The sequence below is a fragment of the Paenibacillus humicola genome, from assembly GCF_028826105.1.
Taxonomy (GTDB): Bacteria; Bacillota; Bacilli; order Paenibacillales; family Paenibacillaceae; genus Paenibacillus_Z; species Paenibacillus_Z humicola.
This window is the reverse complement of the sequence record NZ_JAQGPL010000001.1, coordinates 264,111-285,512: the sequence shown is the minus strand read 5'-3', so window position 1 is coordinate 285,512 and position 21,402 is coordinate 264,111. Positions and strand designations below refer to the sequence as shown.

22 protein-coding genes and 1 pseudogene are annotated in these 21,402 nt (G+C 56.4%); 4 read left to right on the top strand and 19 right to left on the bottom strand.

Going from position 1 to position 21,402, the window contains the following annotated elements:
• From PD282_RS01365 to PD282_RS01350, 4 genes are read right to left on the bottom strand one after another with little or no spacing between them, the layout of a single operon-like run.
• Positions 1–1,047, bottom strand: a complete 1,047-nt coding sequence (locus tag PD282_RS01365) for an acyltransferase (protein WP_274648604.1) — start codon at positions 1,045–1,047, stop codon at positions 1–3.
• 19 nt (positions 1,048–1,066) lie between these two features.
• Positions 1,067–2,605, bottom strand: a complete 1,539-nt coding sequence (locus PD282_RS01360) for a lipopolysaccharide biosynthesis protein (protein ID WP_274648603.1) — start codon at positions 2,603–2,605, stop codon at positions 1,067–1,069.
• A 27-nt stretch (positions 2,606–2,632) separates the two neighbouring features.
• The gene (locus PD282_RS01355; RefSeq protein WP_274648602.1) at positions 2,633–3,814 is read right to left on the bottom strand and encodes a glycosyltransferase; all 1,182 of its coding nucleotides are present in this window, start codon (positions 3,812–3,814) and stop codon (positions 2,633–2,635) included.
• Positions 3,815–3,833: 19 nt separating this feature from the next.
• On the bottom strand, positions 3,834–4,940 hold the full coding sequence (locus PD282_RS01350; RefSeq protein ID WP_274648601.1) for a polysaccharide pyruvyl transferase family protein: 1,107 nt from the start codon (positions 4,938–4,940) through the stop codon (positions 3,834–3,836).
• A gap of 204 nt (positions 4,941–5,144) precedes the next feature.
• Here PD282_RS01350 and PD282_RS01345 point away from each other — a divergent pair, with 204 nt between their 5' ends.
• Both PD282_RS01345 and PD282_RS01340 read left to right on the top strand, forming a co-directional pair.
• A complete protein-coding gene (locus PD282_RS01345; RefSeq protein ID WP_274648600.1) occupies positions 5,145–5,444 on the top strand; it encodes a hypothetical protein in 300 nt (99 codons plus the stop codon).
• Positions 5,445–5,493: 49 nt separating this feature from the next.
• Positions 5,494–5,868 (top strand): spore coat protein, encoded by a 375-nt coding sequence (locus PD282_RS01340; RefSeq protein WP_420832336.1) that lies wholly within the window; start codon positions 5,494–5,496, stop codon positions 5,866–5,868.
• 483 nt (positions 5,869–6,351) lie between these two features.
• On the opposite strand, the gene PD282_RS01335 is transcribed toward PD282_RS01340, so the two are convergent.
• The gene (locus tag PD282_RS01335; protein ID WP_274648598.1) at positions 6,352–7,185 is read right to left on the bottom strand and encodes an NAD-dependent epimerase/dehydratase family protein; all 834 of its coding nucleotides are present in this window, start codon (positions 7,183–7,185) and stop codon (positions 6,352–6,354) included.
• 346 nt (positions 7,186–7,531) lie between these two features.
• Between PD282_RS01335 and PD282_RS01330 the strand changes: the two genes are divergently transcribed.
• On the top strand, positions 7,532–7,849 hold the full coding sequence (locus tag PD282_RS01330; protein ID WP_274648597.1) for a thioredoxin family protein: 318 nt from the start codon (positions 7,532–7,534) through the stop codon (positions 7,847–7,849).
• A 496-nt stretch (positions 7,850–8,345) separates the two neighbouring features.
• Here the strand turns inward: PD282_RS01330 and PD282_RS01325 are convergent, their stop codons facing one another.
• The 11 genes and pseudogenes from PD282_RS01325 to PD282_RS01275 form a co-directional block, all read right to left on the bottom strand.
• Positions 8,346–8,648, bottom strand: coding sequence for a hypothetical protein (locus PD282_RS01325; RefSeq protein WP_274648596.1), 303 nt, complete (start codon positions 8,646–8,648; stop codon positions 8,346–8,348).
• Between the two features lie 300 nt (positions 8,649–8,948).
• Complete coding sequence (locus PD282_RS01320) at positions 8,949–9,734, bottom strand: SDR family oxidoreductase (RefSeq protein ID WP_274648595.1); 786 nt, start codon at positions 9,732–9,734, stop codon at positions 8,949–8,951.
• A gap of 22 nt (positions 9,735–9,756) precedes the next feature.
• Complete coding sequence (locus tag PD282_RS01315; protein ID WP_274648594.1) at positions 9,757–10,569, bottom strand: sugar phosphate isomerase/epimerase family protein; 813 nt, start codon at positions 10,567–10,569, stop codon at positions 9,757–9,759.
• Positions 10,562–11,518, bottom strand: a complete 957-nt coding sequence (locus tag PD282_RS01310) for a polysaccharide deacetylase family protein (RefSeq protein ID WP_274648593.1) — start codon at positions 11,516–11,518, stop codon at positions 10,562–10,564. Before PD282_RS01310 ends, PD282_RS01315 begins: the two co-directional genes overlap by 8 nt.
• A 4-nt stretch (positions 11,519–11,522) precedes the next feature.
• A complete protein-coding gene (locus PD282_RS01305) occupies positions 11,523–12,077 on the bottom strand; it encodes a DUF2179 domain-containing protein (protein ID WP_274648592.1) in 555 nt (184 codons plus the stop codon).
• 25 nt (positions 12,078–12,102) lie between these two features.
• Positions 12,103–13,014 carry an ABC transporter substrate-binding protein gene (locus PD282_RS01300; RefSeq protein ID WP_274648591.1) on the bottom strand — a complete coding sequence of 304 codons (912 nt, stop codon included), beginning with the start codon at positions 13,012–13,014 and terminating at the stop codon, positions 12,103–12,105.
• Between the two features lie 50 nt (positions 13,015–13,064).
• Positions 13,065–13,700 (bottom strand): ABC transporter permease, encoded by a 636-nt coding sequence (locus PD282_RS01295; RefSeq protein WP_274648590.1) that lies wholly within the window; start codon positions 13,698–13,700, stop codon positions 13,065–13,067.
• A 37-nt stretch (positions 13,701–13,737) separates the two neighbouring features.
• Positions 13,738–14,367, bottom strand: coding sequence for an ABC transporter permease (locus PD282_RS01290; protein ID WP_274648589.1), 630 nt, complete (start codon positions 14,365–14,367; stop codon positions 13,738–13,740).
• Between the two features lie 301 nt (positions 14,368–14,668).
• Positions 14,669–15,391: pseudogene (locus PD282_RS01285) on the bottom strand (ABC transporter ATP-binding protein); the annotation flags it as partial.
• A 15-nt stretch (positions 15,392–15,406) separates the two neighbouring features.
• Positions 15,407–16,804 (bottom strand): dihydropyrimidinase, encoded by a 1,398-nt coding sequence (gene hydA / locus PD282_RS01280; protein WP_274648588.1) that lies wholly within the window; start codon positions 16,802–16,804, stop codon positions 15,407–15,409.
• A gap of 29 nt (positions 16,805–16,833) precedes the next feature.
• Positions 16,834–17,502: a GntR family transcriptional regulator gene (locus PD282_RS01275; protein ID WP_274648587.1), complete on the bottom strand. Its 669-nt coding sequence runs from the start codon at positions 17,500–17,502 to the stop codon at positions 16,834–16,836.
• Positions 17,503–18,107: 605 nt separating this feature from the next.
• Between PD282_RS01275 and PD282_RS01270 the strand changes: the two genes are divergently transcribed.
• Positions 18,108–19,142 (top strand): zinc-binding alcohol dehydrogenase family protein, encoded by a 1,035-nt coding sequence (locus PD282_RS01270; protein WP_274648586.1) that lies wholly within the window; start codon positions 18,108–18,110, stop codon positions 19,140–19,142.
• A 265-nt stretch (positions 19,143–19,407) separates the two neighbouring features.
• On the opposite strand, the gene PD282_RS01265 is transcribed toward PD282_RS01270, so the two are convergent.
• From PD282_RS01265 to PD282_RS01255, 3 genes are read right to left on the bottom strand one after another with little or no spacing between them, the layout of a single operon-like run.
• Positions 19,408–20,151: a sulfite exporter TauE/SafE family protein gene (locus tag PD282_RS01265; RefSeq protein WP_274648585.1), complete on the bottom strand. Its 744-nt coding sequence runs from the start codon at positions 20,149–20,151 to the stop codon at positions 19,408–19,410.
• 7 nt (positions 20,152–20,158) lie between these two features.
• A complete protein-coding gene (locus PD282_RS01260; RefSeq protein WP_274648584.1) occupies positions 20,159–20,986 on the bottom strand; it encodes a phosphoenolpyruvate hydrolase family protein in 828 nt (275 codons plus the stop codon).
• 13 nt (positions 20,987–20,999) lie between these two features.
• The gene (locus PD282_RS01255) at positions 21,000–21,362 is read right to left on the bottom strand and encodes a cupin domain-containing protein (protein WP_274648583.1); all 363 of its coding nucleotides are present in this window, start codon (positions 21,360–21,362) and stop codon (positions 21,000–21,002) included.
• Positions 21,363–21,402 lie beyond the last annotated feature (40 nt).

The window sequence follows — 21,402 nt, the reverse complement described above, 5'->3', positions numbered from 1 at the left end:
TTATTTTCTGCCGACCAGCAAAACGGCCAGCGGGCTTTTTTTGATCAGCATCACGATACAACCGGAAACAACAACCGTTAATGCTGTCGTTACAATAATCCCTAAACCATTCGAGAAGGGTAGAAGACTGACTTGCTCAATTCCCCTTATAACCGCAACATGAACTAGATAAATGCCGAATGAATGCTCGTACAGCCAAGAAAACAGATTCGATCTTCGTTTCATGCCCAGCTTCATTAATAACGCGATTGCGGAACAGGAAAACAGGACAACCGTAACCCTGAAATAACTATACAGTTCGTCACGCTGAAAAAAATCCATATTAAGGTAGGCATCAATTAACAACATTATCGTAAAAATTGCGAAAATCCCAATGAAGCGATAAAGCGGCACAAATTTTATCCATTTAACGAACGTCGGATAATGTTTGGCAGCAAGCAGCCCCGAAACAAAATATAAAAGCCACAACAGGAAAGTGGATTGAAAAGCTAAATTGCTCCAACCGAGCCATTCTGTCGGAATTTTACTCGCTATGATGAGAACCTGATAGATGCTGCAAACGAACAGCGTTACAAAAAATAATGAACCGACCGCTAGCTTTCCTATTCGGAGCCTTAAGAGCGCAGGGAGCAGAAGGAGCAGCTGAATAAGCAGAGGGATATAATAGAGCTGGTAGAACGGCCCGTTTCCGGTAATAAAAATCATAACGATTCCCTTAAAGTTTATGGGAAGCGGAGGAAACAGAAGAATGCCAATCATCGACCAAACGATGTACGGGATCACAAGTTCAACGGCCCTTCGTTTTAATAGAGCTGAATAACGGTTTCTTTTGCAGCTATAATAAACCAGAATCCCTGACACGAATAAAAACGCAGGTACACAAAACCTGCTGAGCTGATTGAATATCACGCTAATAAAAAGAGAAAACGGATCTGTCGATAGTTTCGTCATCGCAATCGTTGAAACGTGGATGGCAACGACGCCAATAATGCTGATCGCTCTCACAAAATCCAGCTCGGCCAACTTGTCCCGGTTCTGCAAATTCAATTTCCACCCTCCGTTCCGTTCAAATTCCGCCGCGTTCAGCCGGAAGCGCCTTTTTTAACAGGGATAACAATAACGCCTTGAAGTAAGCGAACTCTTTGTTATTCCAAAATAAAAGAAGGTAAATGGCATTAATCAATACGATATTGATCAGGCAATTTGCGACGAATGCCGAGAAGCTGTGATCGTGCTTTAGTGAATTTGTAGCCAAATAAGTGGCCGCTAGAGGAATGACGCCAATGGCCAAGTATTTGATATACATCTTGAAATATAGGCCGAGTCTCACTTTAAAAACATATTTGTACACCATTTTGGGCTTTACCCAGAAAACAACGCCGATGTTGCTGATCAAGGTCCCGATAAAAACCCCTGCCAGTCCGATCTTCTGTACCAGAATAACGGAAGCCAGGAGGTTAATTCCTGCCTCGAACACAGGAGCGAAGCGATCCTGATGATAGATTCCCCCGCCTTCCTTAAAGCGTTCGACTGAGCCGCGCATCAGGAAAAAATAAAAGTTGATCAATAGTACATTGATCGTCAATGGATCCAAAATTTGCTGATCGCCCAGCCATAGGTAGATAAAAGGGCTTAAAGTGTTGTATAACGAGATGGTCGCGAAGGATACGATCCAAAAATTTAAAAAAAACAACCGCCGGTGGGCATCGTACGCTCCAGCTTCATCTCCTGTCGCCAGCAGATTCCCGACGCTTGCCGTTACGCCTTGAAGCGCGTAAGATATCATTCCCTGCAAGGAGCCAATGACCAGCATATAGCTGTTATAAATCCCTACAACCGTCAAGCTGAGGTAAGAGGAGATGACCAAATTATCCGTTCCGAGCACGAGAATGCCGCCAAGTTTGTGCAGAAACAATGCTCGGATGTTACGCGACAGCGATCGCTTCTCTTCGGTTTCCAAACTTCCTTCGGTCGAATTCATCCACGAAAAACGACGCTTCACATAAAGGTTTAAAACCATAAAATAAACGGCATTAACCGCAATCTGAATCCAGAGATACAGACAAAAGTTTGGGTAGTGGACTAAAATGAGGTATTGAAGAACGGCAATCGCCAACTTGCTTATGACGGTTGCAATCGAAACGATATAACCGTCTTGTGCCACTTGAATAAGGCATAACTTATACGAAAATAAATAACTAAGCAGGGTATTCGCTAAAAATAACAGAAAATACATCTGCGCGTCGGCGATGTCCACTTCCTGCCTAATAAACAAACGGAGGAAAGGGAGTAATACCAGCCCCGCCATAAGAATAATGCCGCCGACAGCAAAATAAAAGTTCCGGTAATATCGCATATAGCCCATGACTTTCTCCCGTCGGCCTTCGGCAAACGGTTTGTATAACGAAAAAATAATTGCGCTGCCGATGCCCAGGTCAACAATAGAGAGCAAGCCGATAATGCTCGTATATAAGGAGCTGAGACCAAGTATTTCATTGCCAAGCGCCGTCAGCATCGCCTTGCGGACAAAGAACGCCGGGAAGGAACCGATGATAAACGTCAACAGGTTAACGAGCACATTTATGCTAGCTTTCTTGACTCTCACTCTATTTCCTCATTTCATCCCCGCGAATTACGCCTCGATAAGTTTGTAGACTTTAAAAATTTCCTCTTCTGTCCCAATCTGTTCGGCGGCCAGATGATTGCATAAATCGCGTCTTAGACCACCGTCATCGATTAACTCCTGAATGCCTGCCGATATTTCACCGGGTGTCATCCCGACTATTAAACCGTTTTCCCGGTTTTTCAATTGATTATGGACGGTTGTAAAATTTGTCGCCACAATGGGCTTCCTCAATACCCTGGCCTCTGCAATCGCGAGTCCGAAGCCTTCATACCGGGAGGGCTGTACATAAATATCGCATTGTTTCAGAAACCCGTAAGGGTTGTGGTACGTCCCCAGAAGTACGACGCGCTCCTCCAGACGAAGTCTGCGAATCATTTCGATCAGCTTGTCCCGCCAAGGTCCTTCTCCGATGATATACCATTTTAAATCATATCCCCGGTCGACAAGCAGACGGCATGCCTCTACCGCCAAATCGTACCCTTTGACTTCAACCAGACGTCCGATTGTAAGCAGCCGCAGACCCCGGAATCCGTCATTAAAGCTTTCTCCCTGCAAGGCCATGGACCGGATCAATTCGGGCGATACAATATCGTAAACAACCGTCGTTTTCTTTTGCGCCAATGGCATCTCGCGGACAAACACCTCTTTATTGACGTCGGAAACGGCAACGACTTGGTCATACTGCTCATAGTAAGGAGCATCGAACGAATTGTTATACGGGGCGGTCTTGTAATCCGTATTAACCCAGCAGAACTTTTTCCGTGACCGGACCTTTTCCGCAACAAAATAAGTGGGCATGCCTTGACTGTACGCAATGGCGGCATCATATTCACCGGCTAACCCTCCTACCCCCTTCGATAACCACTTCCAACTGATTTGGGAACGGTGCATGCGACTTGTTTTAGAAGGATTACGAAGGGCGAGCGATGCTCCAATCCGGGTATACAGCACTTCAAACTCTTTTTTTTTGATCAATTCAGGAATACCCGCGGCCATTTTCCCCAAAAAAGAAGGGGTCTCGAGAACCCGGACGCTCTTTGGAATTAAAGGCAAATACAGTCCCTTTTTTGAAAACATCAGCAGGTCGACCTCGTAGCGATTAAAATCAAATAACGACAACAGCGAAATGAGGCTTTTTTCCGCGCCGCCACTGCTTAAGGAATCGATCACGAACAGGATTTTCTTCATAGAAGATTCCGACCACCCATCAAGATTCTAATAAACTCGCCAAATACCGTTTGGAGAATGCGATCTTCTCCTCCAGCCGCTTTTTCTTCTCCTTAAAATCGATTCGTTCCGTGAGCCGTTCGCTCCGGGTTCCTTCGCCAATAAGCCGGGAACTTAAATTTAAGTCGTTCAGTAAATCTCTCATCCGCGTGTTGATTGCTTCTGTCCGGTTCACGATAAAAAATTCCGTTTCATAAATAATCGAAAATACGACCGCATGGTACGAGTTGGAGATGACAAGCTTGGCATCCCGGATCAGCGAAACGAAGGTGGAGGGGCCGTCATAGGTAAAATATCGGTCCGCATATCCAAGCTTGTTGGGATTGACGAGAAAAATCCGGTACCCGTATTTTTTCTTCAGCTTCAAAGCGATATCTTTGATCATTTGGCTGTTGTCGAAGTCGTAAATCAGTATGTAAGGTTCATCGAAGCGCTCCGCCCCGACTTGGTCCCATTCGCTGCTTGTCAATAAAAATGCAGGATCCAGCACATTGACCGCATCTTTTACACCCAATTCCTCCAGAATTTTAATTCCGCTTGATTCACGGACGCCGATACCGTTCAATCGTTCTACCCGCTTCTTTACCAGGGGCTTGTACTCGTCCGCGATTGTATCGGTTGCAAAGCTTGCGGCGTAGGACATTTTCGTTATCCCGTCGGGGATAAAATCAAGATAGAATGCCGGGTCCTTTCCATTTCGATGAAGACTGTTCCATATTTGGTCGCTGCCGCAAATGTATGCTTCAGCCTGCGGTGGAGCAGACTTCAGTTCCTCGTACGATGAATAGCGTGCAGGCGTTAGTTTCAAATATTGCTTGGTAAACGCGTCAAAGCTGCGCTTTCGCTTCAACCCTCTAATTCGAAACGGCAGCTTCAGCGTAATGTAAATCAACCGCGTGAACAGATTTCGTTCCCACTTCGGGCTGTTCACATTCGTCAATTTGTATTGGCTGCTTAAATAGCCCGGTCTATAATCGATAATTTCCACTTCATGTCCGCATTTCATTAAATACTTCATCAAAGCATAAGCCTGCAGCGAAGCGCCATGATTATAGACGTTATGGCAGGTTATGGTGCAGATTTTCATAATTCACGTCCTGACAGGTATGATAAAAACGAAGATTGTTCTTTTTAAAGAACGCAATAGTATTTTATAACGTAACATCCGCTTACATCAAGGTTTATTTCTTCAACAACTCGAAGTCGGATATTTGACAATAAATATAGCCGAAGATTAAAAATTTCAAATCGAGACAAACTATGGTCAAATCCATCGCAAAGGAGATCACTCATGCAGCAAAATCAGAACCAAACGCAAAATCAAACGCAGCCGCAAGCGGTGATGCAGACGCCGCCCCAAGTCGTGACGATTAAAGACGCGCAGTACCTGAAGGACCAATTGTCGTGGGAGCTGCTGGCGATGAAGAAATGCCGGCATTTTGCAGCCGAATGCTCCGACTCCGAAATCGCTCAGGCGATCGACCAGGCCGGCCAAATGCATCAGCGTCATTACGAACTGCTGCTTCGGCATTTGCAGAATGACAATGTGCAGCAAATGAAAAACGTTCCGCAGCCCCAATCCCAACAATAGACAGGAGGCGCCGCAAATGAACCAAAATCAAAATCAAAATCAAAACCAAATGCAAAATCAGAGCCAGAGCCAAAATCCGTCTCAGACGACGATTAAAAATCCGAAGCCGCCTTACGAGCCGCAGGTCAAAGGACCCGAGCTGAACGACCGCGACCGGCTCAACGATATTTTGGCGACGGAAAAATATTTGACCGACAGCTTCAACGTATCGGTCCGGGAAGCAAGCCATGCCGCTCTTCACGAGGACCTGATGATGATTTTGACGGAAACCCACCAGTGCCAGTACGGCCTGTTCGAGCTGATGTTCCGCAAAGGCCACTACAAGCTGGAAGCGGAGCAGCAGCAAAAAATTGATCAGGCTTACCAGCAGTTCAGCGGCTATTCCAGCCAATTCCCGTATCCGGGCGGCGCTCCGCTTCAATAGCCATACGTTGTCCGCCCACAAGGCGTCTCCGTAATGTGAATAACCTTGCCGGGGATATGTGGATAACAATTGAAAATTCCCGAAATTCTGGGGATATTTGCTGTGAAATTTGTGAATAAACCTGTTGATAACTTCGTTTCCGCGATAAATCCAGTCCCCCTTGGCGAAGCACTGGCTGGTCATTCGCGGAACGGAATATGGATCGGCAACGGGACATGCGGGATGCGCCGCCGCATAAAACCGGCAGGCGCTGTCTTTTGGCGGCGGAACGAGTTTCATTCCTTTCGATCCATCGCGTGAGGAAGGCGAAGAGATAACCTTTTCAATCATTGAAGAAGGCTTCGGACGCCCCGAGAGGGGTATCGAAGCCTTCATTCGATTACGGGCACCATGGCACCTCGCGCAAAATGACCCGCGGGAATCCGCTTACACAAACTCGTACCCGATTTGCGTCAACACGGAGTAATCTGGTAATTCGCTTATTTAAGCCGATGTCCATGAGTATGCCGGCGACCAGTTCAGCACCTGTTTCGCCAAATTGTTGCTGACGACCGCCTCCCGGCCTTCGAATGAGACGCGACGGTCCTTCAGCTCCGGAAAAAACCGGTCCAACAGCCGTTCGGTCGGCCAATCGCTTAGCGTGTCGTCACTCGTAATATTCAGGGCATGGAACCCGCCGCCGTCAAATCGAAGCGCGGCAATACCCGCCTGTGCAGCATCGCGGATGTCAATGTAGCTCCACAAAATGCGGGTGTACCGCTCCGGGTCGGTAACCGCGTGTTTTTCATATTCGTGAGGCGCGACGATCATGGAATACCGCAGCGCGATGACCTGCATGCCCGTACGGCGGTGAAACATCGCCCCCGCCAGCTCGCCGGCCTGTTTCGACAGCCCGTAGCATTCCTGCGGCAGCAGCGGATGCGCCTCGTCCACCGGCACATACTGCGGCGCGAAAGGCTTCGACGCCCATGCGAAGCCGTATGCCGACTCGCTTGAGCAGGCCGCGACCTTCGGGATGCCGAGCAGTGAAGCCGCCTCGAGTATGTGATAGGTGGACAGGACGTTGTTAGCGAAAATATGGGTGTTCGTATACCCGAGCGGCGCGGGGATCGCAGCCAGGTGCAGGACGGCGCCAGCCCCCTGCAGACCGCTCACGACTTGGCCGAAATCGGACAGGTCGGTTTGAATTTGCCTGCAGTTCAGCTTATCGGACCGCCTCTCATCCAATGAGACAACGCGGAAGCCCTGGTTCAACAATTCCTCGACTACCCGGACGCCCAGCTTCCCGCTTCCTCCCGTAACGGCGATGGTCTGCATGCAATCGCTCCTTCTCCGTTTTCTCAAATGCGCTTCTATTTTAAACCCGCGGAGGTAAAGGAACAAGGTGGTATTTTTTGAAACTATCGGTAGGGAAGGGATGATGTGAACCGGATCGGGCACAGTTTTGTTTGTCCTGCAAGAAGCTGTGGACACTACAAACTGTGGATATGTGGATATATTCGTGGAGAACCTTGACTTTCATGGGCCTTCTTACTGTGGGCGATGTGTATAACTCTGTGCATAATTCCGAATTGTTTCCGGCAGCCGCGGCGCGGAGTTCAACTTTGCCGATTTTCGTGGTACGCTTTTCATATATGCAGCATAACGGAAAGGGAGTGCGGACATGGGCTTGCCCGAAATCGGCGAAGCCGAGTTAATCGCGATGATGCGCGCAGGGACAGGCAAAGCCGCCGTCCTGTTCCACACCCCGTTCTGCGGGACGTGCAAGCTGGCGGAACGGATGCTCGAAATCGCGAAGGCGGCGTCCGTATCCGCCGACCTTTATAAGCTCAACATTAACTTCGCGCCGGCCGTTACGGCCGAGTGGAAAATTTCTTCCGTTCCGTCTCTGGCTCTCCTGAAAGACGGCAAGCTGCTCCGGCTGGAGTACACGATGCAGTCGGTCGATTATTTGTATGCGCTGCTGAAAACGCTGGACTGACTCCCGGCGCTTTCCATAGCAGCGGAATACAATTGACGACGGTCTCAACAAAGTTATCCTCAAACTTGTGCACATGCACGCTCGAACGGCAGCCCTTTACCTGGTGCAGTTTTACGCATTTATTCACTTATCCACAGTTTCAATCATCCACATGCTCGGAATGGAATCCCATTAAATGTTAACGCTGTGTATGAATTAGGCCGACTCCGCCCTAAAAGGAAGGCCGACACGGAACCGGACCTCATAAATAATGGAGAGCGCTCAATAAAAAAGGCTCGTCGTCCCGGATGTCCAAGCAGCCGGCATTGAATTCCGGCACACCGCCGTCGCCTTTTTTTGCATTAGTGCACGTCTTGGCAAAACGCCGCCGCTTTACGGGCACTGTGTTCCGGCTCGCCGCCCTTTTGCCGGCGTTGCGTTCCGGCTGAAGAGCGGCGAATCCCCATTGCGGGCGTTCCCTAAGAACGCCCGATTTGTTCTCCAGCCGGAACCGGGCTTACGATACGGCGCGTCTCCCTCTTTGGGCGGACGAAATCAGCAGCAAAATGCCGGAAAGCAAATGCAGCATCCATCCGACGATGGGGATCCATGCCAAAGCCGAAGTGATGACGCCAAGCACGGAGCCGTAGAACGGCTCTTTATTAAACCAGGAAAGCGTTAGGGTCACGAGGTGGAGAATAAACATGAAGCCCAGGAGCGAGTAACCGCTGGCGATGACGAGGCTGCCCCCAAGCAGCGGAATGGCTAATGCGAGCTCGAACAGTCCCGTAATCACCTTTAAGATTCTGGAGCTTGTCATGATGATCCCTCCAAATGGTTGTTGGCCTCCATTGTAACAAATCCGACACATTTTCAATAGCCTATTTTCGCTTCCTTAGGGATTATGATCCAACCTCTGTCTGCTTCTTATTCACATGAATGGAGATCGGCAGCTATTCTTTTCCCGCTTCAGCCGAGATTCGGCCACTGCCAAGGCAAAAGCCGGACGGCCTCGAACGGACGCCGGCAGCGCCAAAAGGGCGATTTTCTTCGGATCGAAGAAAAACCGCCCCTTGGGGACTAATGATTGTGGAGCCTAGCAGGATAAAGCGTTCGCCCGCTATACCCCTTTCGTCATGCCGCCGTCGACCAGGACCGTCTGGCCGGTCATGTAGCTGTTGGCCGGCGATGCCAGGAATGCCGCGTATCGCGCGAATTCCTCCGGGTTTCCGTAGCGGCCGAGCGGGATTTCCCGTTCGATGTCGGAACGGAACGACTCGTAACCGACGCCGGCCTTGGCGGCCCGGCCCTGGTCGAGTCCCCGTACGCGGTCCGTATCGAAGCGGCCGGGAGCCAGCGTATTGATCAGGATGCCGTCGCCCGACAGCTCGTCGGACAGCGTCTTGATCATGCCCTGCACGCCGAGCCGGAGCGTATTGCTGAGCAGCAGGCCCGGAATCGGCTGCTTAATCGAAGACGACGAAACGTAAACGATGCGTCCGCTGCCCGCCGGAAAATGAGGCAGCGTATGCCGGATCAGGCGGATGACGCTCATCAGATTAAGCTGAATCGCCGCCTCCCACTGCTCCTCCGTAATCGTCTTAAATGTTCCCGCCGGCGGACCTCCCGCGTTGCAGATCAGCGCGTCGATATGACCGAAGCGGTCGACGCTCGCCCCGATGAAACGCTCAATGTCGGTTGCGGAAGCCACATCGGCCTGAACAGCCAGCACCTCTCGCCCCGTTTCCCGTTCGATTTCCGCCGCGGTCTGCCGCAGCGTCTCCTCGTCCCTTGCGCAAATGGCGACATTCGCCCCTTCCCGCGCAAGCCGCATCGCGCACGCTTTGCCGAGTCCTTTGCTCGCCGCCGTGACGAGCGCAACTTTCCCTTGCAATCCTAAATCCATCTTCGCATGTCTCCCTTCCCTGCTATTCTACCAAAATTGCCGCCAGCTGGCTGGCCGTATCGCGCATAACCTGCCGGGGATAATGAAGGAATGCGGGCGGCGTAGCCGTCACGGTCCCGGCAAATCCCGTTTCCTTGAGCGCCGCCGCGACCGCCGGCCAATTCACGTCTCCCGCCAGCAGCGGCAGGGCGCCCGCGCCTTCGCGCATGTCTTTGGCCTGGACGGCCGCGAGCCTGCCGGCCATCAGCCGGATCCACTGCTCGGGAAACCCGAGCGGCAGCACGTTGCCGATATCCAGATAGACGCGCAGCGCCGGACTGTCCGCCTCGTCGATAAACCGCCGGAATTCGAGCGGGCTGAGCAGGAACCGGTTCCCCGGCACGTTCTCGACGCCGATCACGACGCCGGCGGCCGACGCCTCGGCCGCAAGCCGGCGCAGGCTGTCCATCGCGCGCGCGTACGCTTCATCGTACCCGGTGTCCGGCGTCACCATGCCGGGAACGACGAGAACCGTCCGTGCCCCAAGCCGATGCGCCGCCTCGATCATGAACCGGATCAGGTTCTCGGACTTTGCCCGCTCGTCGCGGCTGCCCGAGGTCAGCCGCCATTCGTTCAGCTGCGCGGTCGAGAGCGACGCGATTTCGACGCCCGCTTCATCGGCGCTGCGCCGGACCGCGTCCAGCTCCCCGCCCGTCATGCCGGGCTTCAAGTAGCTCTCCGGCTCCGGCCCGGCATTGCACTCCACAGCCGTGAAGCCGGCCTCGCGCGCCTCGGCCATCCACCGTTCCAGCGGCCAGAAGCGCCGGAACGCCCAGTCGTTGACCGCTTTACGCATGGCCGCCTTGTCCCGCGTCCTCCAGCCGGCCCGCCTGCTCCAGCCACCAGGCGGCGATATCGCTCCGCCGCATGAAGGCGACGCCCGGCCTCGCCAGCGCGTAGGCGATGAAGTCACGCAGCGCCGATGCGCGAGCAGCCTGCCCCATGATGCGGGCATGCAGGCCGATCGACATCATTTTCGGCGCCTCCTCGCCCTCTTCCCACAGCAGATCGAGCGCCCGCCGGCACGTCGCCAGAAAATGGTCCGGCGTGCCGAAGCCTTGGGCCAGCACGAAACGGGTGTCATTGTACGTTTTCGTATACGGAATGACGAGGTGGCGCCTGCCGCCGACCGACGTGAAATAAGGCAGGTCGTCGTTATAGGCGTCGGAATCGTAGATGAATCCGCCTTCCTCCACAAGCAGCTCCCGCGTGTGAACGCTCGGGCCGTAGCGGCTGTTCCAGCCGACCGGACGCGTCCCGGTCAGCCGTTCGATGCCTTCCACCGCCTTCGCGATCTCCGCGCGTTCCTCGTCCCGCGTCATCGTCCAAACCTCGGACCACCGCCAGCCGTGCGCCATCGTATCGTGGCCCGACTCGCGAATCCAGGCGGCCACCTCCGGATTGCGCTCCAGCGCGACCGCGCACGCCGATACGGTAACCGGCACCTGCTGCTGCTCGAAAATCCGCGCGAGCCGCCAAACACCCGCCCGGCTGCCGTATTCGTACACCGATTCGGCCGCTAAATCGCGGATGCCCGGATCCGTCGGCGCGCTGTCGTACTCGGTAAAGCCCTCCTGCCGGTTGTCGCCGGATGGAAGCGAATATTCCGCCCCCTCCTCGTAATTAAGCACCAGATTGACCGCTACGCGCGCGCCGCCGGGCCATCCGACCCGGGGCGCATAGCGTCCGTAGCCGACGAAATCGCGCGTTCCGCCAGGCATCCTTTTATCCGCAAACTCGCTCACACGCTCACCCTCTCTTCGCTTCCTGCCAGGCGATGCCTCCGCCGATCCGGCGTTTTTGCACGAAGCCGTTTTTATACGCCTGCGGATCGAGCTGGATGATGAACGCGCCCGGCTCCTCCCGCTCGATGATCCGGACCGTGTCCGCGGACCACCGCCGACGGACGACGGCCATGACGAGCCGCCGCTCTCCCTCGCCGCCCGCGACGGGCCACTCCGTCACGCCGACGCCCGCTTCGCGCAGCTTGTCCGCCAGACGCGAACCCGGCTTTGCCACAACTTGATACATGGAATACCCGAAGGCCAGCTTGCCTTCAAGCCAGCTTCCTGCGAGCGAGCCGACCGCATACCCGAGCCCGAAGGCCAGAAAACGCATCGGATCGTGCAGCTGCGTGACGACGAGCCCGAGAGCGAGCACGTTCAGCATTTGTTCGAAAAAGCTGGCCGCCGCGGCGATGTAACGGCTGCCCCGGACCAGAATGATCCACCGGCAGGTCATGACCGTTACGAACAGCGCTTCGAGGCCGAAAATAATCAGTAATTCGCCGACAACCGAGGACATACGCCCGCACCGCCCTATGATTCGATCAGATCAATCCTTTTTTGGTCAGAAAATCCTTGGCGACCTTCTCCTCGGATTCGCCCTTGTCGTCGACCAGGTAGTTCATTTCCTGCATTTCGGGGTCCGTGATTTGGCCGGCCAGCGCATTCAGCGCATCTTCCAGCTCCGGATATTTCTCGAGCGTGTCCATGCGGACGATCGGCGCCGCATTGTAAGGCGGGAAGAAAAACTTGTCGTCCTTCAAAATAACCATGTTGTTCGATTTCAGCTGCCCGTCGGTCGCAAACGCGTTGGTCACCTGGATCTGATTTTGGTTGATCGACGTATAGCGGAGGCCGCTGTCCATCGCCTTCACGTCCTTGAACTTGAAGCCATACCGCTCCTGCAGTCCCTTCCAGCCGTCCGGCTGGCGGTTCATGAACTCATGGTCGACGCCCAGCGTCAGCTCGCCCGCCACTTTGGCCAGGTCGGAGTAGGTTTGCAGGTGATATTTGTCGGCGACTGCCTGGGGCACCGCCAGCGTAAACGTATTGTTGAAGCCGAGCGGCTTCGTCAGCTTCAGCTTCAGCTCGTCCTGAAGGCGGCCGTTCACCAAGTCGTACACCTTCCGCGGATCGCTGACGGGGTCGGTGATTTTCAGATAGCTGCTGTAGATCGTGCCGTCGTATTCCGCGTACAGGTCGATATCGCCTTGGGTGATCGCCTTGTACGTGATGTCGGTGGCGCCCAGGTTCGATTTGTGCTCTACCTTCAGATCCGTCTTCGCTTCGATCAGCTGCTTCAGCATTTCGCCGAGCACGATGCTTTCGGTGAAATTTTTCGACCCGACGACGATTTTACCCGAAGATCCGCTTCCGGAGCCGCTGCCTCCGCACCCCGCCGCCACGACGGCGACAATCGCAACGAGCAGCGCGACCCATGTCGTTTTTCTCCGCATTGTTTCTTTTCCTCCCCAAAAAGTTGTCTATTATACGCCGGGCTTCGCTGCTAGCGCAGACCGGGCGGTATAACCTTGCGTTCGAGCGCGTGCAGCAGACGATCCGCGGCAAAAGCAAGCAGCGCACAGACGAGCGCTCCGCATACGATCATGCTCGTATTGGTGCGGTTGATGCCCGTGAAAATAATCGTGCCGAGCCCGCCCGCCCCCGCCAGCGACATGACGGCCGCCGTGCCGATCGAGACGACGGTGGCGATACGCACGCCGGTGAGCGCGACCGGGAAGACGATCGGCAGCTCAACCTTGAAGAGCGTCTGCCAGACGGTCATGCCCATGCCCTTGGCCGCCTCCACGAGACCGGCATCCACCGTGCGAAGTCCGGTGTAGACCGACTGCACGATCGGCAGCAGCGTATAGAAGAACAGGACGGAGACCGCCGTCGTCGTGCCGAGGCCGAAAAAAATCATCATAAATCCGATAAACGCGAGCGTCGGGATCGTTTGAAACGTGTTGACGATCCAGAGCACCGGCCCCGCCAGCGCTCTCCAGCGGAAAATGGCGATCGCGAGCGGAACGCCGGCCAGCAGGCCGAATGCGACGGCCAGCAGCGCCATGCGCAGATGCTCCAGGCTCAGCTCTGCGATTTGCCCGTAATTGTCGGCGATATAGGAAATAAACTGTTCCATCGGTGCGGCCCCCTTTCGATTCGTGACGCGGACGTTCTCATGCCTTGGCCGCCGCCTCCGTGCGGTTTAGCTTGCGGCCGAGGAAGCCGAGCATGGCATCGGCCGCCAGCGCGATTACCGTCACCGGGATGCCCCCGGCGAGAATGTACCGGTTGGAAAGCGTCGTAAACCCGGCCATAATCAGGTCGCCAAGACCTCCCGCGCCGATATAGGCGCCAAGCGTCGCCCAGCCGACGACCATGACGCTCGAGATGCGGATGCCGCTCAGGATGACCGGCAGACAGGCCGGAATTTCCACCTTAAAGAGCAGCTGCAGCGACGTCATCCCCATACCCTTGCCCGCTTCGATCATCGCCGGCGGAATGCTGCGGACGCCGGTATACGTGCTGCGCATGATCGGCAGCAGCGCATAGAAGAACAAGGCGGCGATCGTCGGTTTCGTGCCGATGCCGATCAGCGGGATCATGAGCGCCAGCATCGCGAGCGACGGTATCGTTTGAATCATGCCGACGACGTTCATGATCAGCTCCGAAACGCGCGGCACGCGCGTAAGCAGAATGCCCGCCGGGAGCGCGACCAGGATGGCCAGCGCCAAAGCGGCGCCGGACAAATACAGGTGCTGCCACGATTTGACCAGCATTTCCGACCATAATTCCTGCGTGCTCATTGCCAGTCCCTCCCCTTTTTCGTTAGGATATCTGCTCCTGATCCTGATTCTGCTCCTGACCCTGTTCCCGGTTCAGCCGTTCGACCAGCCGCTCCCGCGTCAAAAGGCCGACCGGCCGGCCGGACTCGTCCCGTACCGTCAGAAGGGCGGCATCCGCGACGAACATCGTCCGCATCGCCTCCTGCACCGTGCAGCCCGCCTCAATCGACGGGCAGCGCTCCGGATCCGGACGGGAAGCGTCCCGCCCGCCGAGCGGAAGCATCAGCTCCCGGATGCCGGCGTCGGCCGTCTCTTCCTTCGGCCGGTACCGGCCCATAAAGCGCTCGACGAATTCGTCCGCAGGCCGCTTTAGCAAATCGTCCGGAGTTCCGTGCTGCAAAATCGTCCCGTCCTTCATCAGCACGATCCGGTCGGCCAGCTTCAGCGCTTCCTCCATATCGTGGGTGACGAACACGATCGTCTTCGACAGCTTGACCTGCAGCTGCTTGACCTCCGCCTGCAAAATGTCCCGTGTGATCGGGTCGAGCGCCCCGAACGGCTCGTCCATCAGAATGAGGTCCGGCTGGGCGGCCAGCGCCCGCAGGACGCCGACCCGCTGCTGCTGGCCGCCGGACAGCTGGCCCGGATACCGGTCGCGGTACTGGTCCGCGTCCATGCCGACCAGCGGCAGCAGATCGTCCACGCGCTGCCGGCGCTTCTCCTTCGGCCAGCCGAGCAGCTTCAGCACGACCGCGATATTTTCGCCGATCGTCATGTTCGGGAACAGGCCGATCTGCTGGATGACATAACCGATGCCCCGGCGGAGCTGCACGGGATCCTGCTTCATGATATCTTTGCCGCTGACATAGATCGTGCCCGATGTCGGCTCCTGCAGCCGGTTGATCATTTTAAGCGTCGTCGTTTTGCCGCAGCCGCTCGGACCGATCAGGCAGACGAATTCGCCGGGCTCGACCTCCAAATGAAGCCCTTTGACCGCCGTACCTCCCCCCGGATATACTTTGCTGACGTTGTCAAACCGGATCATATGGCACCATCCTTTCTAGAAATCGTTATCGTAAGGCTTACGGTGGATAAAAAGCCCCTGCCCCGGCGTGCCGACGAACCGGCCGCGTTCCACGACCGGCTGCCCGCGAACCATTGTCAGAACCGGGCCTCCCTGCACTTTGTGCCCCTCGTAGACGCTGTAGTCCACGTTCATGTGGTGGGTTTTCGCCGATAAGGTTCGCTTCAGCCGCGGGTCCCAGACGACCAGGTCGGCGTCGCTCCCTTTCGCGATCGTCCCTTTGCGCGGATACAGTCCAAACAGCTTGGCGGCAAAGGTGGATGTCAGCCTGACGAAATCGCGAATATCCATTCCCCGCTCGACGACGCCGTAATGGTACAGGAGCGACATCCGGTCCTCGATGCCCGGCCCGCCGTTCGGAATGCCGGTGAAATCGGCCGGATCGGCCAGCTTCTGCTCCATCCGGTACGAGCTGTGGTCGGAGCCGATCGACTGCAGAGCGCCGCCGCGGATGCCGGACCACAAGGCCGGCTGATGCTCCTTCTCCCGCGGGGGAGGCGACCAGACGTATTTGACCGCTTCGTCGAGCTCCCGGTCCAAATAGCCGCTGTCGATGAACAAATACTGCGGGCACGTTTCGCCGTATACCGGCTGCCCGGCCGCCTGCGCCCGGCGGATTTCGTCCAGCGACTGCCGGCATGAGACGTGGGCGATATAGAGAGGCGTGCCGGTCAGCTCCGCCAGCCGGATAATGCGCGACGCCGCCTCGCCTTCCAGCTCCGGCGGCCGGGTCAGCGCATGATGCCGGGGAGCGTTCTCCCCGCTCGCCAGCGCCCTCGCGATCAGCAGCTCGATCACGTCGCCGTTCTCGCAGTGGGCGAGCGCGACGCCCCCCGCTTCGCGGATGCCTTCCAACGCGAGGTACAACTCGTCGTCCCTGAGCTGCAGCGAATCTCGGTAAGCCATAAACAGCTTAAACGAGGTGACGCCTTCCGCCGCCGCCGCTTTCATATCCCGAAGCACCGCTTCCGAAGCGGAGCGCACTACCAGATGAAAGCCGTAATCGACGACGGCCTTGCCGGCCGCCCGGTTCTTCCACGTGCCGACCGCGTCCAGCATCGGCTCGTCCCGGTCCGGCCGGCAAAAATCGATCACCGTCGTCGTCCCGCCCGCGGCGGCGGCGATTGTCCCGGACAGCCAGTCGTCGGCGGTAACGGTGTCCTCCCAGCGCGAGTCGAGATGGGTATGCGGGTCGATCCCGCCCGGAAGCACCCAGCAGCCGCCGGCATCGACAATCCGGACATCCGGCGACCGCTGCGCCAGATCGGAGCCAATCTCCGCAATCCGGCCGCCGTCGATCAAAATATCCGTTTTCTTCACCTCGTCCGGCGTCACGACAACGCCTCCTGCGATAATCGTTCGAGCCTGTCCCATAAGCTGTCTCTCCTTTGTGTCCGCAAACTTCATATGAAGGCCGGCTGTTCGTTCAAATAGAGCTGAATGAGATGCTGCAAATTTTCCTTACCCGAGCGGATATGCGTTTCCATCGCGCGCTCCGCCTCTTCCGCCCTGCCCTCCAGCATGCAGTCCAGAAGCTTTAAATGGTCCTGCACGATACTTTGGGCCCAGTCCTTCCGGTTATAGTCGATCCGGCGGATGATATGGATCTGCTGATTCGTCCGCTGGATCTGCTGATGCAGAAAGTGATTCCCGCTTGCGGCCGCGACCGCCTCGTGGAACGCTTCGTCGTCGGCGATCATATAGAGGCCGACCGTTTCCTCCCACGTCTGCGGCATGGTCACCCATTTGTCGCGAAGCCGGAGCAGTCCGGTCCGATCCGGCTGGCCGCTCGCCAGGCGGACGGCCATCTTCTCCAGGGTGACGAGCACCTCGAACATGTCGCCGATTTCCTTGACGGTGAAGCTGCGCACGTAATAGCCCTGGTTCGGAATCATGACGACCCAGCCTTCCTGCTCCAGCCGGCGGAGCGCTTCCCGCACCGGCGTCCGGCTGCATTCGAAATGGGCGGAAAGCTTCGCTTCCGTCAGCCGCTGGTTCGGCTTGACGTGCAGATGAACGATCTGGTGCTTCAAATATTCGAAAATGTTGTTTTTGGCGGCTTCAAGTTCCACAAGCTTCATCTCCTTTAAGCGCGATCGAAGGAACTGGATAATGTTGCATACGATATGGGATACATAATTGTATACAACCGAGAGCAGCAATATGGATGTCATATAAAATAACATATATGACTATGTAAATCTAGTGGCAATGTCATTTTATCGCGAAATTTGTCGTTTGTAAACGGTTAAATCGTTTTCTATCTGACATAAATTTTTCCTTTTTGATGCGTCCGTCGGATTCATGTCATCAAAACTATCATTAAATCCAGATTTCCCCATGGACCTGACCGACCGTACAACAAAAAATGGAACGTCTATGGCCCGTCCCGCTCATCCTCGGGCCTTAAGAGTCCCGCCTAGCGGCAGGACCCGAGACTTTCTGCGTTTGGTCGGATGTTCCGACGGCCGATCCGCTTATTGTGCCAACGCCTCCGCGCTCTGGCGCTTTCCGTATTTGCACTTCAAAGCGCGCGCATCCCGCATCTCCACTTATTAGTATAAAAACGAATACTATAGCACATGAATGTGCGTACTTACCATTTCGAGATGCACGCGTTATAGTTACAAATGTAGACGACAACCAATCGAAACACCTATACAAGGAGGAAATGAAGATGATGAAAGAAACGATGAAAGCGGTAGGGTTAACAAATTATTTGCCGATCGATCATCCGGAAAGCCTGATCGACGTCCTGCTGGAGAAGCCGGTTCCGGCCGGCCGGGACATTCTCGTCAAGGTGAACGCGGTTTCCGTCAACCCGGTCGACACCAAGGTGCGCTCGCCGAAGGACCGGACGGAAAGCGCCCCGCGGGTGCTCGGCTGGGACGTCGCCGGCGTCGTCGTGCAGGCTGGGCCGGATGCGACGCTGTTCAAGCCCGGCGACGAGGTGTTTTATGCAGGCAGCATCGCACGGCCGGGCGGCAACAGCGAGTTCCACCTCGTCGACGAGCGCATCGTCGGCCGGAAGCCGGAGACGCTTGATTTTGCACAGGCCGCGGCGCTTCCGCTGACGTCAATTACCGCGTGGGAAGGCTTGTTCGACCGGCTCGGCATTTCGGTTAATCCCGCCGATAACGCCGGCAAAACGATCCTGATCATCGGCGCCGCCGGCGGCGTCGGCTCGATCGCGACGCAGCTGGCCAAATACGCCGGACTGACGGTCATCGGCACCGCTTCCCGCCCCGAATCGGCCAAGTGGGTCAAGGAGCTCGGCGCGGATCATATCATCAGCCACTACGAAGATTTCGTGCCGCAGCTGAAGGCAATCGGTTACGAGCACGCCGATTACATCTTCTGCCTGAACAGCACGGAGAAGCATTGGAAGCGGATGGCGGACGCCATTGCGCCGCAAGGCAAAGTGTGTTCGATCGTGGAAACCGACGAGCCGCTCAACATCACGCTGTTCATGCAGAAAAGCGCCACGTTCGTCTGGGAATTGATGTTTACCCGCCCGCTCTTCCAGACGGCGGACATGATCAAGCAGCACGAGCTGCTCGGCAAAGTGGCGCGGCTGGTCGACGCAGGCGTCATCCGGACGACGACAAGCGAAACGATCGCGCCGATTAACGCCGCGAATTTGCGCAAAGCGCACGCGATGCTGGAATCGGGCCGGACAGTCGGCAAAGTGGTGCTCGAGCGTTTCGAGTAAAGGCCCGGGCGGCTCGGCGTACGACTGCTGGGTGAGCAGATGGCCGTTCTTCCCTCGCCGAGCGGCCCTCAACGGCCGATACATACCGTTTGGATTCCGGCCGTTCCGTCCGCCGGACTCGATTGCGACGAACAACGTGTACAGCCTTCGTGAACAACCTTCGCCGGACGAAATAAAGCCTTCAACCTCTCGACTTCGCTTTATTCGAGGATTAAAGGCTTTTTCGTGTGAGAATAGGGTTGCCGACAGGCGGGCAGCGCGCCCGCTAGATAACCAGCATCGCCGCGCCAACCGCGCCGATGACCAGAATGACCGTCTGGAACGCGCTTTGCCGGATGCGCGGAACGACCTTGGCGCCGACGAGCGTGCCGGCCGCAATGACCGGCAGCGTCCAAGCGTTTATCGACAGCGAGCGCCCCGTAATCATGCCCAGCTGGACGAAGAACGGCACCTTGATCAGATTGACGGCCAGGTAGAACCAGGCCCCCGTCCCGACCACCGCCTCCTTCGGCAGCTTTTTGCCGAGCAAATAGATCGACATGACGACGCCGGATACGTTGCCGATCATCGTCGCGAATCCGGCGAGCACTCCCATCCCGGAGGTGAACAGCCGCGATTTCGGCATAGCGCGGTCGAACCGCACGCCCGCCCGGTCCTTCAGCAGCTGGAACGCAATCAGCACCAGCAGCATGATGCCGAGGAACCGGCGGATCAGACCGTCGTTGGCAAAATACAGCAGCGCATAGCCGCAGCCGAGGCCGATCAGCACCCAAGGAGCCAGCGAAACGAGGTGCTTCCACACCACATGGCGGCGGTACAGAATAACGGCCGCGAGATCGGCCGCGATCAGCATCGGAAGCAGCGTGCCGACGGCTTCCTTCGCGGGAAACACCTGCGTCATCAGCATCGCGTTGAAGATGCCGAGCGTGGCAATGCCGGTTTTCGCGAACCCGCAGCATAATGCGGCCGCCAGCACGATCGCAATCTGAAACAGCGATAATTCCGCCATCGCCGGCTCAGGTACCGATTCGCTTGAACTTGCGCACCTGTTCGGTGATCGCCACTTCCGTCGGCAGGCGCTCCACGCTCGACGCTCCGAAGAAGCCGGCGACGCCCCGGGTGCGGCTCAGCACATAAGCCGCATCCTCCGGCTCGGAAATCGGACCGCCGTGGCAGATGACGATGACGTCCGGATTCACCGATTTGCCTGCATCGCTGATCCGCTGGACGACGTCGACGGCTTCGTCCAGCGTCAGCGCCGTAGAGGCGCCGATGCTCCCTTTGGTCGTCAGCCCCACGTGCGCGACCAGCACGTCCGCGCCGGCCGCCGCCATTTTCCGCGCTTCATCCTCGTTGAACACGTAAGGCGTCGTCAGCAGATCCAGCTCGTGCGCCTTGCGGATCATCTCCACCTCGAGGTCGTAGCCCATGCCCGTTTCCTCGAGGTTTTGCCGGAACACACCGTCGCACAGGCCGACGGTCGGGAAATTTTGCACGCCGGAGAAGCCCATTTCCTTCAGCTGCTTCAAGTAGACGTCCATCACCCGGAACGGGTCGGTGCCGCACACGCCCGCCAGAACGGGCGTATGCTTCACGATCGGCAGTACCTCGGCCGCCATTTCAACAACGATTTTGTTGGCGTCGCCGTAGGGCATCAGACCGGCGAGCGAGCCGCGGCCCGCCATCCGGTAACGCCCCGAATTATAAATGATAATCATGTCGGCGCCGCCCGCTTCCGCGCATTTGGCCGACAGGCCGGTTCCCGCGCCGGCTCCCACCAGCGTGCCGCCGTCCGCCAGCTGCGCCTTCAGTCGGAGCAGCGCTTCCGTTCTCGATATCGCCATGTTCAACTCTCCTTTATTCGCCGACCGTCTGACGGTCCGGGGACGAATACGCGATGATCATCCGGCAGGGCTCCCAGCTCGTGACCCTCGCATTGTGCGGCACCCCGCGCGGGATCCGCAGCATCATGCCCGGCTCCAGGTGGAAGGTCTCGTCGCCGAGCGTATGATCGCATTCGCCGGAGAGGACGAAGATGACCTCCTCGCAGTTGGGGTGATAATGCCGGGTGTTTTCTTCTCCCGCGTTAATGTACACCATGCCGAACGTCATTTCCGCATCCGGATCGATATCTTTGCCGCAGAGCCACTGGATTTTGCCCCAGCCCATGTCGAGCACGCGGTGCTCCTCGTTTTTGCGGAGGCTTGTAATCGTCGCCATATTCGTTTCTCCCTTTCCTGTTGGATTGCTGGCCGAATGC